The 16245-nt window shown below is 32.8% G+C and carries 16 protein-coding genes and 1 pseudogene; all 17 read left to right on the top strand.

Annotated features, from left to right (window positions below; genetic code table 11):
• The first annotated feature begins 142 nt into the window (after positions 1-142).
• Positions 143-667, top strand: a complete 525-nt coding sequence (locus tag ASU02_RS07875; RefSeq protein WP_082631724.1) for a GrpB family protein — start codon at positions 143-145, stop codon at positions 665-667.
• Positions 668-1358: 691 nt separating this feature from the next.
• A pseudogene (locus ASU02_RS26900) lies at positions 1359-1977 on the top strand (MBL fold metallo-hydrolase); the annotation flags it as partial.
• A gap of 117 nt (positions 1978-2094) precedes the next feature.
• Positions 2095-2613 (top strand): GNAT family N-acetyltransferase, encoded by a 519-nt coding sequence (locus ASU02_RS07880; RefSeq protein ID WP_057762752.1) that lies wholly within the window; start codon positions 2095-2097, stop codon positions 2611-2613.
• Between the two features lie 246 nt (positions 2614-2859).
• Entirely contained in the window at positions 2860-3615 is a 756-nt protein-coding gene (locus ASU02_RS07885; RefSeq protein WP_057762755.1) for a class I SAM-dependent methyltransferase, read from the top strand.
• Positions 3616-3903: 288 nt separating this feature from the next.
• Complete coding sequence (locus tag ASU02_RS07890) at positions 3904-4767, top strand: aminoglycoside phosphotransferase family protein (protein WP_057762759.1); 864 nt, start codon at positions 3904-3906, stop codon at positions 4765-4767.
• Positions 4768-5263: 496 nt separating this feature from the next.
• The gene (locus ASU02_RS07895) at positions 5264-5677 is read left to right on the top strand and encodes a hypothetical protein (RefSeq protein ID WP_057762761.1); all 414 of its coding nucleotides are present in this window, start codon (positions 5264-5266) and stop codon (positions 5675-5677) included.
• Between the two features lie 634 nt (positions 5678-6311).
• Positions 6312-6797 carry a hypothetical protein gene (locus ASU02_RS07900; protein WP_057762764.1) on the top strand — a complete coding sequence of 162 codons (486 nt, stop codon included), beginning with the start codon at positions 6312-6314 and terminating at the stop codon, positions 6795-6797.
• A 483-nt stretch (positions 6798-7280) separates the two neighbouring features.
• Complete coding sequence (locus ASU02_RS07905) at positions 7281-7847, top strand: DUF4256 domain-containing protein (RefSeq protein WP_057762767.1); 567 nt, start codon at positions 7281-7283, stop codon at positions 7845-7847.
• 492 nt (positions 7848-8339) lie between these two features.
• On the top strand, positions 8340-8933 hold the full coding sequence (locus ASU02_RS07910; RefSeq protein WP_057762769.1) for a YdeI/OmpD-associated family protein: 594 nt from the start codon (positions 8340-8342) through the stop codon (positions 8931-8933).
• 711 nt (positions 8934-9644) lie between these two features.
• A complete protein-coding gene (locus ASU02_RS07915; RefSeq protein ID WP_057762771.1) occupies positions 9645-10721 on the top strand; it encodes a helix-turn-helix domain-containing protein in 1077 nt (358 codons plus the stop codon).
• A gap of 257 nt (positions 10722-10978) precedes the next feature.
• A complete protein-coding gene (locus ASU02_RS26905) occupies positions 10979-11323 on the top strand; it encodes a hypothetical protein (protein ID WP_232426195.1) in 345 nt (114 codons plus the stop codon).
• Positions 11320-11676 carry a hypothetical protein gene (locus tag ASU02_RS26910; RefSeq protein ID WP_232426198.1) on the top strand — a complete coding sequence of 119 codons (357 nt, stop codon included), beginning with the start codon at positions 11320-11322 and terminating at the stop codon, positions 11674-11676. The genes ASU02_RS26905 and ASU02_RS26910 overlap by 4 nt, the downstream gene beginning before the upstream one ends.
• Positions 11677-11924: 248 nt before the next feature.
• Positions 11925-12464, top strand: a complete 540-nt coding sequence (locus ASU02_RS07925) for a sigma-70 family RNA polymerase sigma factor (protein ID WP_232426200.1) — start codon at positions 11925-11927, stop codon at positions 12462-12464.
• A 1-nt stretch (position 12465) separates the two neighbouring features.
• Positions 12466-13488, top strand: a complete 1023-nt coding sequence (locus ASU02_RS07930) for a helix-turn-helix domain-containing protein (RefSeq protein ID WP_057762773.1) — start codon at positions 12466-12468, stop codon at positions 13486-13488.
• A 659-nt stretch (positions 13489-14147) separates the two neighbouring features.
• Entirely contained in the window at positions 14148-14534 is a 387-nt protein-coding gene (locus ASU02_RS07940) for a hypothetical protein (protein ID WP_057762777.1), read from the top strand.
• Positions 14535-14699: 165 nt separating this feature from the next.
• Positions 14700-15200, top strand: a complete 501-nt coding sequence (locus ASU02_RS07945; RefSeq protein ID WP_232426202.1) for an NUDIX hydrolase — start codon at positions 14700-14702, stop codon at positions 15198-15200.
• Positions 15201-15359: 159 nt separating this feature from the next.
• Positions 15360-16229, top strand: a complete 870-nt coding sequence (locus ASU02_RS07950; RefSeq protein ID WP_057762780.1) for a serine hydrolase domain-containing protein — start codon at positions 15360-15362, stop codon at positions 16227-16229.
• The last annotated feature ends 16 nt before the right edge of the window (positions 16230-16245 follow it).

Below are 16245 nucleotides of genomic sequence, written 5' to 3' on the forward strand. Positions count from 1 at the left end.
ATAGGTTAAAATATTCAGGTCGTTTTATTTCAAAAGGTTTTACTGACCCAATATCAATTGCCAAAAATATGGAGGAAAAGAAAATCCGTTTATTGAAGTTATGTAATAATTGGGAAGGATTGATAGGTAGGAGGGTAACATTTTGAGAAAGGTTGAAGTGTGTTCGTATAATGAAAAATGGGTTCTAATGTTTGCGGAAGAAGCAGAAAAACTTAAACAAATTTTTGGGGAAGAAATTGTAGACATATATCACATTGGCAGTACATCTGTTCAATGGTTAAAGGCTAAACCAATAATAGACATTATGCCAGTTGTTTATGATATATATATTGTTGATTCATACAATGATGAGATGGAGAAGATTGGATACAAATGCAAAGGGGAAAATGGAATACCTGGTCGAAGATACTTTCAAAAAGGTGAAGACAATCGTAGCCATCATGTACACATATATCAGGTTGGAAGTCCTGAAATAAATCGCCATTTAGCTTTTCGGGATTATCTGCGAAATCATCCAGACATAAAAAAGAATTATGGGGAACTAAAAGAGAAGCTGGCACAACAATTTCCGTATGATGTGGAATCTTATATTAATGGTAAGGACCATTTCGTTAAAGAAATAGAAGCAAAAGCAATGAACTGGTATCAAACAACAAAACACAATTAATGTTTCCTTGGAATGGGATTTGTGAATGGGATGGTGGTTCATAATGCGGATGAAGGACGAAAACGAGAGAAAAGCCCGAGGAAAGGTGTTCATAAAGTGGATGAAGGAAGAAAAATGAGTGAAAAAAGCGTAGGAAGGTCGTTTATAAAGCGGATGAGGGACAGAAACGAGTGAAAAGCACTGATAAAGGTCGTTCATAAAGTGGATGAAGGACGTAAACGAGTGAAAAAGCGTAGGAAGGTCGTTCATAAAGAGAATGAAGGACAAAAACAAGTGAAAAGAGCGAGATAATGTTGTTCATAAAGTAGATGAAACACGGAAACGAGTGAAAAAAGCGACGGAATGTCGTTCATAAAGCGTATGTAGGACGAAATTGAGAGAAAGCTCGAGGAAAGGTCGTTCATAAAGCGTATGTAGGACGAAATTGAGAGAAAAGCCCGAGGCAAGGTCGTTCATAAAGCGTATGAAGGACGAAAACTAGAGAAAAGCCTGAAGAAAGGTCATTCATAAAGCGGATGAGGGACAGAAACGAGTGAAAAGCACTGAAAAAGGTCATTCATAAAGCTGTTGAAGGACGAAAACGAAAGAAAAGCCCAAGGAAAGGTCGTTCATAAAGCGTATGAAGGACGAAAACGAGAGAAAGGCCCGAGGAAAGGTCGTTCAATAAGTGGATGAAGGATAAAAATAAGGAAGACAAGATCAAAATTAATCCCCTAGTCAACTTACCAACTTCCATTGATGAGATAATAAATAACGCTGTTGCTGTTATTGTAACTCATTTATCCCCAGATCATTATGATTACGCAGCCAAAAAAGCATTGCCAAAAGATGTAAAAATGTGTGTGTAAATGATGAAGATGCCAAAGTAATTAATAATGATGATTTTCTTTATGTAGAAGTATTACAGGAAGGGACAGTCTTTGAAAATGTCTAACTAAAAATACACAAGGCGAGCATGGGCAGAGGAGATATTTTAAACTAGCAGGACTCGTGAGTGGAGTTGTCTTTAAACATCCAAACGAAAAACTTTATATGTAGCTGGAGACACTGTAAGGCATAAGTAATCGATACACACAAACCAGATATTATAGTTGTAAATGCTGGTGACAATCAATTCTTAGAAGGCGGTTTACTAGTAATAGGCATAGAGAATATTTACGATTTGTATATGGCTGCAGCACCCAATACAAAAAATATCGCAAGCCATATGGAAGCTGTAACTATTGGACATTATCTAGAGAAGGATTAATGAAAAAGAGATATCCACTAATTTTTTCGTCCCGGAGAATGGGGAATCATACTCTTTTTAAGAACCAAAACACGCAGATTATATTCCTGTCTTTTTTATTGTCTATTATTCGTAAGAATTTTCTATTAAAATAGATAAAAAATACTCATTTATAAATTTGGGATTGGAGTTAAACGATATGACAGTAATTTTGAAAAGATTATCTATAGCAGATGCTGAAGATTTATATCAATTTGAAAGTGAAAACAGAGCATTCTTCGAAAAGTCAGTCCCATCAAGAGGGGATGATTATTATGATTATAATAAGTTTATTATTATTTTAGATTCACTTTTAGAGGAACAAGACAATGGTGAATGTAATTTTTATTTAATTAAGAATGAGATAGGAACGATACTTGGAAGGATGAATATAGTAGATATTGATCCTTCCAATGGCCATGGTAACTTAGGTTATAGAGTGGGTTACTCATACACAGGTAAAGGGGTTGCAAGCCAAGCACTAAAACTGCTAAAAGAGATGATCATTCAAGAGAATTCGATAAAACTTTTATCAGCAAAAACAACGGTTGATAATATTGGATCACAAAAAGTTTTAGAAAAGAATGGTTTTAAGGTTGATAACCAATCTAAAGGCTTAAATGAAAAAATAAATGATCAATATCATGAGTTTATTTATTATTATCGTTCATTCAATTAAAAGATGAGACTTGTAAGTACAATTAAGAAACTGCTTATTAGCCATTAGGCATGAATTTGTGCGTTGATCAAAGGATTAACGCTTTTTTTGTTGAAGTAATAATAGTATTAGAGGTATGTAAATGAAAATCTAGATTCCATTATGAATGAAGCTTTTAACTATCGAAAATAGACAATCAATCCATTTATATTTATAGAATAATTTTTTGAATCATTTGAACAGGTTAATAGATAGTGGAGGGAAACTATGAATATCGAAATTATTAAACAAAATCAAAAAAGCTGGGATACCGTATCCCATCATTTTAATGGAAAAGACGCTTTACCTAGTTATGGACCTTTTACCCAAACAGAAGATGAATTAGGATTATTTAGAGAAATGAAGAATAAAAAAGTTCTTGATGTTGGTTGTGGAAGTGGACACTCATTACTTTATATGGCTAATAAAGGTGCTGGTGAATTGTGGGGAGTTGACTTTTCCCAGTCACAAATAAATACAGCAAAAGAAACGCTAAGTGGTTTGGATGCACAATTATTTTGTTCACCAATGGAAAAGGAAATAGGATTGCCCAAATTATATTTTGACTATGTTTACTCCATTTATGCAATTGGATGGACAACAGATTTACAAATTACTTTTAAATTAATTCACTCTTATTTGAAACAAGAAGGCAGCTTTATATTTAGCTGGGATCATCCTTTATACGCTCACATAACAAGCAAAGACGGAGAAATATCCCTTACTGGGTCCTACCAGAATGAGGAAGTGGTAACTTACGAAACCTTTAAAGGTGAAGATGCACCAATGGTGATTCATAAAAGAAAACTGAGTACATATATAAATGAATTGATAAAAGCAGGATTTACAATCGATTCTGTCATTGAAAGTGACGTATCAGCAAATGATCATTCGATAAAAGAAGAAGTGTCCGATCGCTACTATTCTTTATACAAAGCAAAGAGATTCCCTACAACTATGATTATTAAAGCTGTAAAAAAGTAAAAAAGCTGATTAACGAATAGCTCAAATAAGAGGAAGAGGATTCTGTAAAACTATTATTATAACATTGAAAAAAACTTTTCTAAGCAAAGGCTCAAGTACTCTTTCAAACAAACTTCCTTACCGTAAACGGTTATGGGCAAAGCTGTCATAATGACAGTTTTTTATGTTGCTAAGTGGAAGGTTAAATGCATTGCAGAAAAACGCTTTGTGTTCGATATAGTCAAAGGCTAGAAATTATATAGGGAATTAGATAAGTGGAACACCGTTTTAATATAGGGGGTAAGCTTAATGATAAATCGTGTTATTCAACAATTTGGGTTACATGTACGATCGATTAATGAGGTGGAAGATTCCTATAGTTCAACAGTTTATAAATGTCATTTGGTTAATGGTCAACATGTATTTTTAAAAATCCCTTATACGAAATTGAAATATCAGCGGGAGTTAGAAGCTTATGAAATGTTAAAAGGGCATGTTGCCATTCCAGAAATGTTGGATTATTGGTCTGGTGATGAGGAGTGTACTGGTGCTTTTTTATTATCGGAATTAAAAGGGGAACCATTATCATCTGACGCTTCACCGTCGGTTGCGTTTCAAGTAGGAGTCCTTCATGCCTCAATGCATACCATCCAGCCGCCCGTTGAGCTTACATTAACCGGCATACAAAATGAATTTCAGAACTGGTCCAATTTTATTGAAAAGCAATTTTATAGTTTTGCTGAAGATGTAAGGGATGTATTGGATGTTCATTTATATAACCAAGCCATTGATAAATTTGAAGAAATGAAGCAGCTCCTCCCTCATCCAGACGGTCCAAGCTTAATACATATGGATTTTCGTCCAGCCAATATAATTGTTGATGGAAATAAAGTTTCAGGCATGATCGATTTTGAAAGCGTTCGATTTGGTTCAACAGAGATCGATTTTACCAAACTGTATCGTGACTTCCTACGCTTCGATAATACCTTGTTTCATGCTTATCAAGAAGGCTATAACAGCATCAGATCCTTAATTGATTTAGAGGTTGTTTTGCCTTTTTATCGATTTACAGATTCTTTCAATAGCATCGGTTGGTGTAAACGCCGTGGGATTGAAAAAAATGCTGTATTTCTTGAAGAAAATTTAGTGAGCTTAAAAAATATACTTGTATAAAACGGGGTAGATTTTGATAAAAATTTGATTTTGTTTATGAGATAGCCTTTAAACAATTAATAAGAAAAGCACTTTACAAAGAATGACTCTTAATATATTTATGAGGGAATAACTTAGAGATCAGTTAAGTTTGTTCATCAGTAAGGGGGATTAAAATGTATATGAGATTTTCATAGAGAAGTTACTCCTTTTTAATATTAAGTTTACTAGTTACTCTCTCTATAATTCTTCTAGACCCAATTGCTTTGTCAACAACAGAGCAATTTGCATTTTTTATTATAAATTTTATCATTCTTGCTACAGTAACTTCCTTTGTATTTGCAGTGTTCACTTTTTCATATAAACAGGAATAGAAAAAGATATTTTTTAGGAATGATTGTTTCTTTGTTTTTCCACTTCACAGCACAAATGTTTAAAAGAAAACAGTTAAAACCAAATAAAAACACAAACTTTCTATATTTGATAATTTAATTGAATAGTTATGGGGGGGAACTAGTTGAAAAAGGCTGTAGGTGTTATGATTTTGGTGTTTTTAATTGTTACGATAATGGTTTTCCTGTTTTCTAATGATTTTTCAAAAATCACCAGGATAGTTTATCAAAAATATAATCATTCTGATGGAAATTTTAGTGAACTGATTGAAATTGAAGATAATGATACAATTAATAAACTTACAAGGATATTAAATAAGGCAAATCACCAAAACACTATATATGAAAAGGAATTCCACGAAGACTATAAATTAATATTATTCTACCCAGATGAAACAAATGAAACTGTTAGAATTTGGATAGGTTTTGGTCTAGATTATGACTTATTAGAAAGTGATACTAGGTCCGGTACTTATAAACTTAAATACAACAAATCAAGAGAAGAATTACTTGAGATATTAAACTACCATGAAAATTAACTTTTGCAATTAGAAAGGACTAAATCGGCGACCGCTTATTCATCTATTTATTATAGGTGTAAGAATCTTATTCTTTATAATAATTGTATGTTTCCAATACTCCTTATCCCTGGGATGAGCAAAAGTGCAGATACTTGTAGTACTGGATGAATAGACTGAGAAAGTTCCTGTTTTCTGCACTTGTTATTAGTTGAATCTTTATAAGATAAAAGTTAAATTAAGAGGATGTTTTTATTTAGTTAACAGAGTCTATTCTTCAAGATGGAGAATAGCTTTTTTTATTGAAAATAGAAGGGATTTGGTAATGAGAATTTCCATATTTCAGAGGGTTTTAAATAGAAATAGCAGAATATATACCAGTATCATTTAGTGTGGAGGAGCATATATGGACCTTTTAGATATTATGAATATTTCTTCTGATTGGGGAATTGATGTTAAGGATTTTACAGGACCTTCGGAAAATATAGAAGACTCGATTTCACATATTGTGAAAAAATGAATGGTGTTTGTGAAGATGAATTAAAATTGCCATATACGTTAACAAAAAAAGAATTGGTTTTTTATTCAAAAATTTATTCACTATCTGCTGCTTACAAATAATTTGTATTAGTTTGTACAATGGAAGGTGGGTTAAGTGAAGGGCGTTAAAATTATTCTGCTTATTGTTTACCTTTTAGTATTAGGAGTCTTTCTTGTAATTAACCAAATGACACCAACTCCAAGTGCTTCATCTGGAAACGGTAATCCTGCTTTGCTCTTAGCGTGGGTTATACTGCCATTACTTTATTTTTCGGTTCTTTTATGGATCAGAATTTTACGTAGGTATTCGATAAATACCTTTTTTTCTCTTGGGTGGTTATTTGTGATAATCATCCACCAGATTATAGCCTTTTCCTATCAAAAAAGAGAAATAAACGAATATCGGCAGGTTATAAAAAATACGTTATTCAAAAGGTACGGCAATGTAGACGAGGAATATGTTCGGACAATTACGAAAGTACTGTCCATCCATGTAAATAATCAATACTTTAATTTAAATACTTATTTTATGTTTGTAACCTTCTCGATTTTGGTTGCTATAGTATGTATTCTTAGGATAAAGAAAAAAGAAAAAATATGATGAGTATTAAAAGTTAACATTTCTAAACTTAAGTAACCAACTTAAAAGGGGGGAATTTTTTGTGGAAGAGATATAAAACACTTCACCTAATATTTGAATTAACTATATTGGAACTTGGCTATAAAAAAATAGTTCTATTCATTTGCAAGTATTGATCAGGGAACATATTCTCATGGATCATTTGATTCACTAACTGGGAAAACTACTTTCCTAAACTTAAGACGCTTAAAGTGTGTCGGTACTTTTCTTAATATTTTTGTAATTAGAATTATAGGAGTTAAGAGTTTAAACCTAACATTTAGGTCAATGGGTGCAGCGAGAAAAATGTTAAACGTATTTCAAAAAATCTTTGTCTTAAGGTAAAATTAAGATAAGCTTACAAAGGGGCTTTATCTTACTTATATAGTGGATAATATCGTGATTCTTTAGATTATTACATAAGAATGAATTATCATTATTAGTAAATTAAAGGGGGAAGCTAATATGTCAAAGAATAAAGTGGAATTGTCACCGGACCAGCACGAGGAATTATTAAGAATATTGAAAGATCGTTTTGAGAATAACATGAACCGCCATAAAGGTCTTGAATGGGCTAAAATCCAAACAAAGTTAGAAGCTAATGTAGAAAAATTGTGGTCACTCAATGAAATGGAAAGAACTGGCGGTGAACCAGACGTTGTTGAACATGATGAAAAGAAGGACGAGTACCTTTTTTTTGATTGTTCAGCGGAGAGTCCTGCAGGCCGGAGAAGTCTTTGCTACGATCATGAAGCGCTGGAGTCAAGAAAAAAACATAAACCAGAAAATAGTGTAATTGAAATGGCGACTGCAATGGGCATTGAACTTTTGACGGAAGAACAATATCGGGCGTTACAGAAACTTGGCAATTTCGATAAGAAAACGTCTAGTTGGGTGCAAACACCCTCTGATATTAGAGAACTCGGCGGGGCAATTTTTTGTGACTGGCGATATGGGCATGTCTTCATGTATCACAATGGAGCAGATTCCTACTATGCAGCTAGGGGATTTCGTGCGTCACTAAGGGTCTAAATTGTGTGCAGCCATCTAAATTTGGATTTGAAACTGATTATTTTTGGAGGCTTTAATATCCATAATTTGACCAAGGGGTGCTAATCTAAAAAAGAGATTAAGTGCCTTTTTTCTTAAAAAAGGATGGTTTTTTGCGGAAGGATATAGATCAAAAGATTAGGCAGCTATTACAAATCCTACGAGTCATTTATTGACGGTTCCAAAAGAATTCCCCTTTCTCAAATATAACGGCAAATTTCAAAAAGGCGTTCCGGTGTTTATAAACATTTGCCCATCCTTAAAATCTAGTCTAGAATTCAGAATTAAAAGCTGGAGAGAAACATACTATCGACTAAATTCAGCACATATACTGGCAGTTAAAGATTGTCTATCTTTTTACGAAAACTTTTGGAATAAAAGGTGGATATTTAAGGAAATAAAAAATAATAGAAAAAATTTAGAATCCATATCTTGGCTGTTAGCTGATTGGAAAAATTCGAGGTAGGTGCTCAAATGACAAATAATAAAAAGAATCGTAAGGTTGATGGCTTTTTAAGAAAAGCAAAAAAGTGGAAGGAAGAATTTGAGACGTTAAGAAATATTGTTCTTGACTGTGAGGTAACTGAAGATATTAAGTGGATGCATCCTTGTTACATGTACGAAAACAAAAATATTGTTTTAATCCATGGATTTAAAGAATATTGCGCGCTTCTGTTTCACAAAGGTGCCTTATTAAAGGATACACATGGGATTCTAATCCAACAAACCGAGAATGTCCAAGCTGCTCGCCAAATTCGGTTTACTAATGTTCAAGAAATAGTTGATATGGAACCAATTATTAAAGCGTATATTAATGAAGCCATCGAAGTAGAAAAAGCAGGTTTAGAAGTAAATTACAAAAAGCATACAGAATACGAGATACCTGAAGAGCTTCAAACCAAGTTCGATGAAATCCCTGCATTGAAAGCTGCATTTGAAGAACTGACACCAGGAAGACAAAGAGCCTATATTTTTCACTTTTCTCAGCCGAAACAATCCAAAACTCGAGTATCAAGGGTTGAAAAATGTATGCAGCAAATCCTCAATGGAAAGGGATTAAATGATTAGTACATATGACGAAAAAAGAATAAATTCAAACGATTGGCTTTTTGTTGAAAGGTTCGTTTCTTTGAGCTAAAAGGTGTTATTACATTAGGATCTGGCTGCTAAAACAGGCAGATCTTTTTTATTGTACTTACTGAGGAGAATGGTCAAGTACAGACACCCGTTAATTTGTGCTTTATTTAAGCTTTAATAAACACTTCTATAACAATGAGAGGTGGCTACCTACCTACATATTCATAAGTAAATCTTGAATAATATGTGCGCTTTAAATCCAAGAGCAATGCACATACAGTTGAGAATAAGAAATTGAGGGGGTATACTGACCAGATAATTTATTAGAGTGGACGAGTTAATGGACATTTACTACTTGCATTTAGTTATGCAAATCCCAAAAATAAAGCAGTCTTTCTTATTAAATTGCAATAACAAATGAAAGTATCCACTACCTTAGGATTTTTTAGGTATTATCTAATTTGTTTTCAACAACAGTAACCGAAGTCGAAGACAATGTAAATTATTTGATTACTATTATTTTAAGATGTAGAAAATGGAATATTACCAGCAAATTTTAATATTTAAGTTTAATAGAAATTGCTTTTATGTAATAAAGCTTTTTTATGGACAATGTTTTTTGATGGTTTAATTTAATGTATCACAAGAAATATCAAAACATGGAATTAATAACTCTTATAATTTTAATTAGGAGTGAGATAAATGAATGAACAGATACAGCTAATGATAGATTGGATTGAAGACAATTTAAAAAATCGATTTTCTTTGAATGAACTATCTAATTATATGGGATATTCCCCATATTATTGTTCGTTTAAATTTCACCAAGTAACAGGTATAAGTATTAGGCGCTATATTCTTCTTAGAAGATTGTTTTTATCAACGGAAGACTTGGCTAGAAAAAGGAAAATAATTGACGTTGCCTTTGAATACGAATATTCTTCGCAAGAAGCGTACAGCAGAGCATTTAAAACTGTTTTTGGTATCAATCCTAGGGAATATCAACTTAGCAAGCTGCCTGTCCAGTCATTTGTTAAACTCTCTATTAATAAAGACGGGGAATGGTATAGCATGAATATTTCAAGAAAAATTGAGGTTGAACGGCTGCGAAGTGTAAGGAGTGAATTGTTTGACAAAGATGTACTCAATATATTGAATGGTCAAGCTATGTATGAGATGTTTAAAGAAAATAGGCTGATGGAAGATTCTCATTACGCACCTTTTAATGAAGCAATGTGTGTAAACGCGGCTACTAAACAAGTATTTGATAGAGAGTTTATTAACATACGTGCTGCTGGGCATAATGAATCAATAGAGAATTATATCAAGAAGGTAATAAGTCCATTAGACAATCTTTTTAATAAAAAGTATAAATGCATCGTTTTATGGTTTGGTGAAGACATGTTCTGTCAGATGAACCTGCTTACTATCCTTTCCTATCTTGAACAGTCTGGGTATGAAGGAAAAGTATACTTAAATTGCTTTAGAGAAGATGATTTTAAAGTTAGTCAAACTGAACTTCGGTTAGGTTATTATGATTCAGTTTACAAGGATGTATTGGTTAATCATAAAAAACCATCAAATGAATTACTTCCTGTAATGTATCAGGCAATAAACATTTATTTAGAAATGCTAAAAGAAGATAATGAAGTAATAAGGTATATTTCTAAAAATAAAGATTTACCATTATCAGAATTAATTAAAAGGTTATTTGCTCTGTTCCCAACAGTAGGCTATGGAGATTCACAATATATGAACCTTATTAATAAAACAAAATAAAAGTTGGAAAAAGAAGTATGTTATTTACACTCTTATCTGTATATAACATACTTCTTTTTCATCATCTGTGGCTTTTTGTCACTTGTCTATCGAAATGATCAATTTTGATTAGGTGAATCTGAAACCATTCATCCTATTAGTTATGGTGAGAGTTGATGGCAGAAGGTCCTGAGATGGGAAAATATTCATATTAACAGGAAACGGAAGTGTCAACCTCGAATTATTACGTAACTATTATTTGAAGAGAGTGGGTACGAATGGACTTAAAAGAACGAATAAGATGGAATGAAAACCATAAGCTATTGACAAATATAATAAATAAACCTGAAAAACATTCTCAAGCTATACAATTGTTCCTATCGCACCATGCTTTGCTGCATTCTTCCGCAATTGATGATTCAAGTGTGGTGACACTTGTAGATGTATTGGTAAAAAACCTTGATGAAGAGATTAACAGAAAATATCCAGTACCTAATTCTGATACGAAAAACTCAATAGTTTGGCATTTATGGCATATTGCTCGAATCGAAGATAGGACTATGAATATATTGATCGGGAATGTTGAACAAATACTTTTTAGTGATTGCTGGTTAAAAAAATGAATATCGATTTCTCTCACTCTGGCAATGATATGAACAATGAGGATATGACAAAGCTAAGTTCAACTATCGATTGTAAAGAATTATTGGCATATAGAGAAGCAGTAGGTAGGCAAACACGTAAGATTATTTCTACAATGGACGTGGGCCAATTTAAAATGAAGGTTGACCAAAACAGAATCAAACGACTGTTTGACGAAAATGCAATTTTACTAGAATCACAATGGTTAGCAGATTACTGGAGTAAAAAAACGATTGCGGGATTAATACTAATGCCAGCGACAAGACACAATTTTTTACACTTAAATAAATGCATTCGAATAAAGGAAAAGCTGAATAAGCATAAACTGAAATAAAAAGGGAAAGATACCTAATACAAGGTTTGTAAGGGGATTTTCAAATAGACAGGTACGTAATGACAACACAGGAGAGATTGAATATAGTTTCAAATATGGACGACTGGTTTGAATAAAAACTAGTCGGCTTTTTAGTTTCCGAAAATTGTAAATTGTATTAAACGATGATCAAATAATTTTATTTTAAAATGAAACCAAATCATCATTTAGTCGTCTTAGCAGTAAGTGAGAATTGAGGTGGTATTAGGTTGAACAGAAGAATAAGTACAGAAAATATAAAGTGGGATAGAGATAGTTGGTTTGAAGAAATAATGAATCAATATGGTGAGAAGTTAATGAAACTTTCCTATAACTATACAAAAGATTGGTGTCTTGCAGAAGATATTGTTCAGGATGTTATGGTTACTTGTTATAAAGAATATGAAAATCTGGATAAAATCGTATCTTTTAAAGCGTGGATATATAGGATCACGATTAACAAGTGTAAAGATGTATTAAAGAGTTCGATTATTAAGAGGGTAATCGCAGATTCAAACTTACTCGCATTTATAAAGTCTTCAGAATTAACTCCAGAAATGACGATAATGAAGCGAAGTGAAGAGGAGTTTTTGTCTGCTTGTGTATTGGAACTGTCAATAAAATATCGTGAGGTTATTACGTTATTTTATTATGAGGAATTATCAATTGAAGAAATAAGTGAAATCTTGAAAATAAATCCAAATACAATAAAGACTAGACTAAGTAGGGCAAGAATAAAATTAAAGTCTTTAATGGAAAGGTGGAGATAAAATGGAAAAGGATCTTAATAACTTGCGGAAGGCAATGGATTCCTCCACTCACAAAGGAATCCATTTTACAGAAAGCCATAAAGAAAAAATTAGAGCAGCCGTTTATCGGGAAAATCTAGCTGTAAAGAAAAAACCAAAATTATCTATCTACTTAATCACCACTTTGGCTGCTTCTTTGTTCGTACTCCTCTTTTATACAAATATAATTGACAATCTATCAATTAATAAAAATAACATCCAAGGAACCAACCAGAGGTTAGCAAATGAGTGGGAGGTTAGGTATCACTACTCAAGAAATGGCAAGACACTATTCAGTGTTTTTCCTGATCCTTATCTGTATGCTGGCAAAACATTTGGCTATATGATTAGTTTTAAGGAGCCATTTGAAAAATATAAGGGGAAGAAACTTGAAATTTTTGCAATCCATAAGGAAACTGGTGAGCGGGTAAAGGTATTGCCTTCAACCAAGATTACTGAACCTTCTTCTGGTTATACAAGTTTAGGGAGGTTTACCACAAGACTGTTGATTCCTAAAGGTGGACTTTGGAGATATGAGTTCTACTTCAATAATAAATTATATGGAGATGTAGTACTAGAAGTTCGGGATGAGAGTACTTTACCTGTAAATATCCCTAATTTTGTTCAACGAAGAGACTTTGAGAAGATTGACTGGAATCGGAGGGCTGTAAATCTAGGAAACCATATTATGGGGAATGAAAATAAATCCGGTGTTATTGGTGCGGATAAGCCAAGCTTGGGCATAAATCAAAAATGGATGTGGCTTCTTTGGGGCATAGAAAATCCAAAAGAAACGAAAGTAACAGTTGTTGGCTTTCATAGAGAAACGCAAACGGTCCATCAAATCTTAACAGCAGGATGGTCAATTGGGCTTGGAGGAGAGAATAAAGGAGCAGATGCACATGCTCCCTCAAGTGTGAATTTACCGCAGTCAGGGGAGTGGGCGATAATACTTTATGTTGATGGAAAGATATTTGATATACTGGTTTATAATATAACTCATTAATTATTTTTGTAAAGAAGGGCGTTATTAATCTGATAACGGCCTTTTTTCACATTAATAGGGTGTGAAAGTTTATTCTTCTATCGTAGAATTAGTTAAATAACGTATCAACTTATACATGATGCTTTTTTTAAATAAGGCTGTTTTCTAAAAGATTGTTGTTTTAGAGAAATTTTCCGTTTACCAAAAGACTAGTTGATTGGAGCGGAAGGTGCGAGACTCCTGCGGGAGGAGTGGGACAGGTGAAACCCCACAGGAGCGTTAGCGGCGAGGAAGCTCAGCGCCCACCCCGCGGGTCGCTGCCATCCTGGAGCGCAAATCAACTTCTACCCAATTATGATAAAAGCAACAAAGTTTGAGAAAAGAGCCTTAAATAAATATATTTCTGATAAATCCATTTTTGAGCTAGGACTGACTGTAGTCTTGAAAAGGAATACGATCTTTAAAAAAGAACTTATTGTTGTTTTAATCGTACATAAACAAAAGATCTTTTTTCATTCACTCTTTATTTGTGAACGATTTGGACTTCAAACAGGCAGAGAAAAGGAAGTAGAGGGGCTTAGCTGAATATTGCAGGTTAAGGAATTATGTAATGGAATACAAACCTAAAAATAGATCGTTAGTCCTGCAAAAGAGTTAGGATTTAGAAAGAAGGTGGGATTATGAAGGTATTTAAAAATATAATCGTATACCTTAACAAATTAAAAAACATAGATATTATGGGAGACAGATATGAAGGATTATCTGCTAAAGATAAAGAACATATCGACAGTCTGCCAACTCAAAATCCTTATGGAATTATAGGTTTAATAATTGGTGCAATTGCTTTCGCATTTGGACCCAAATTTGGTTTTATTCCTGTTATTACCCTTATCTTCTGCATAGTAACGATGTTTACATTTGATAAGGAAAAAGAAGATAATCCTTGGCCGTTTTTTATAGGAATTATACTCTCAATAATAGGGCTATATATGTTTATTAAGGGGGAAGCACATAATCTAATAATCTATTACATGTCATTTTGGATCATTTCAAATGCAAAAACATGAAGTGGATATTCTTTTCATGCTTCTAGTTTGAATCTTTCAATTCGATTTGTTTTGATTATAGAAAATAAAGCGGACAACTAACGTAAGCTGGTAGGCTGAACTAGGAATTTCTATGTTTACATAGAAAATAATTAAAGTGAAAATTAGAGTTAAATGAGGTGTAATGTGAATAATCAAATAGCTGTTAATTGGGAAGGAAGTAAAGTTTGTCTGACATGGTTTCCTTCTAAGAAAATAGATAACTCTCAGTTAATAACTAGTGTGCATGGTTATTGCTTCAAGGATGGGAAAATTTTGCTAGTCCAAGTTAAAGGAAGAGGATTTAATGCACCTGGTGGACACATTGAATTAAACGAAGATCCTGAACAAGCCCTTCATAGGGAAGTTTATGAAGAAGGCTATGTTACGGGAACAATTAAGTATCTTGGTGCTATAGAAGTAAACCATAAAGAAAACGAAAATTTTATACACAATGGTCCATATCCAATGATAGGTTATCAATTATTTTATCGAGTGGATGTCAAAAAGGTATTCCCATTTCTTCGAGAAAACGAAACTTTAACTCGCATTTGGGTTGAACCTGAGGAAATTCAATATGTTTTGGACGATCATGAATTATCAATTCATATAATAAAAGAGGCATTAAAACTATCAGACTCCATATAACATGGTTGAAAATATAAATTTTTGTACAATGTTAGATTATTTATAGAAGGTAGTTTTAGTTTTACACATAGAATTTAAAAAAAGAAATATTACACTATCTAATGATATATAGCAAATCAATCGAAAAAAAAGGATATAAATATAAAGGGAATGAGTTTTTTGAATAAAGAAATTCTTGATATATATGAACGAAATGAATCCATTCATAATTTATATGTTTCCATATTAAATAGAGAAATAATTAGTTTACATGATAAGAAAAGTGCTCATTTAATAAATATTCGTTCAATGACAAAAAGTATTGTATCACTTTTAATTGGAATTGCATTAAAAAAAGAATATATTGATTCGATCGAAACTCCGATTCATTCCATCCTGCATGATGCCCCTGGTCAAATAACAATAAAAGATTTACTTACAATGAGTTCTGGTTTCGATATTGATGACAAGGATTTATATCGACTAGTTCAAAATAGTAATGATTGGGTAAGAGATATCTTAAACCTTCCGTTAGCAGGAAGAGGCACTTTTAGGTATAAAGGAGTTGATTATCACCTCCTATCAGCAATTATTAGTAAGACAACGGGTTTATCGATGTCCAAATTTGCTCAGTCAAATCTCTTTTCACCACTCGGAATAAATGATATTGAATGGGAAACTGACCCTCAAGGTGTGACAGTAGGGAGTACAGGATTAAAAATTTCGTTTGAAAGCTTAATAAAAATAGCTCAAATACTTGTTACAAATGGGATAGAAAAAACAAATGATATTATACCTAATGATTGGATAAATCTGTCTACTGAAAATGGCATCCGAACGAATTTGAGTTACGGTGATTACGGATTTGGATGGTGGATAAAAACGTATAAAGATAGTAAAATTTATCGTGCTTTAGGTTCAGGCGGTCAACAAATTCTTACATATCCCAAGGAAAGGATTTCAATTGTTATAACAGCCGATCCAAAAAAATTTAATCACATTGAAAGTGAAACTTTATCAAATAAGATTCTTGATATTGTTACTTCATAAAACTTTGTTGAGCGTT

Source organism: Cytobacillus praedii (assembly GCF_001439605.1).
GTDB classification, from domain to species: domain Bacteria; phylum Bacillota; class Bacilli; order Bacillales; family Cytobacillaceae; genus Cytobacillus; species Cytobacillus praedii.

What these genes read in the sequence shown, in the direction of transcription:
- ASU02_RS07880 (WP_057762752.1), top strand. Translation starts at nt 2,095, where the DNA reads ATGACAGTAATTTTGAAAAGATTATCTATAGCAGATGCTGAAGATTTA.
- ASU02_RS07885 (WP_057762755.1), top strand. Translation starts at nt 2,860, where the DNA reads ATGAATATCGAAATTATTAAACAAAATCAAAAAAGCTGGGATACCGTA.
- ASU02_RS07890 (WP_057762759.1), top strand. Translation starts at nt 3,904, where the DNA reads ATGATAAATCGTGTTATTCAACAATTTGGGTTACATGTACGATCGATT.
- ASU02_RS07905 (WP_057762767.1), top strand. Translation starts at nt 7,281, where the DNA reads ATGTCAAAGAATAAAGTGGAATTGTCACCGGACCAGCACGAGGAATTA.
- ASU02_RS07910 (WP_057762769.1), top strand. Translation starts at nt 8,340, where the DNA reads ATGACAAATAATAAAAAGAATCGTAAGGTTGATGGCTTTTTAAGAAAA.
- ASU02_RS07915 (WP_057762771.1), top strand. Translation starts at nt 9,645, where the DNA reads ATGAATGAACAGATACAGCTAATGATAGATTGGATTGAAGACAATTTA.
- ASU02_RS26905 (WP_232426195.1), top strand. Translation starts at nt 10,979, where the DNA reads ATGGACTTAAAAGAACGAATAAGATGGAATGAAAACCATAAGCTATTG.
- ASU02_RS26910 (WP_232426198.1), top strand. Translation starts at nt 11,320, where the DNA reads ATGAATATCGATTTCTCTCACTCTGGCAATGATATGAACAATGAGGAT.
- ASU02_RS07930 (WP_057762773.1), top strand. Translation starts at nt 12,466, where the DNA reads ATGGAAAAGGATCTTAATAACTTGCGGAAGGCAATGGATTCCTCCACT.
- ASU02_RS07940 (WP_057762777.1), top strand. Translation starts at nt 14,148, where the DNA reads ATGAAGGTATTTAAAAATATAATCGTATACCTTAACAAATTAAAAAAC.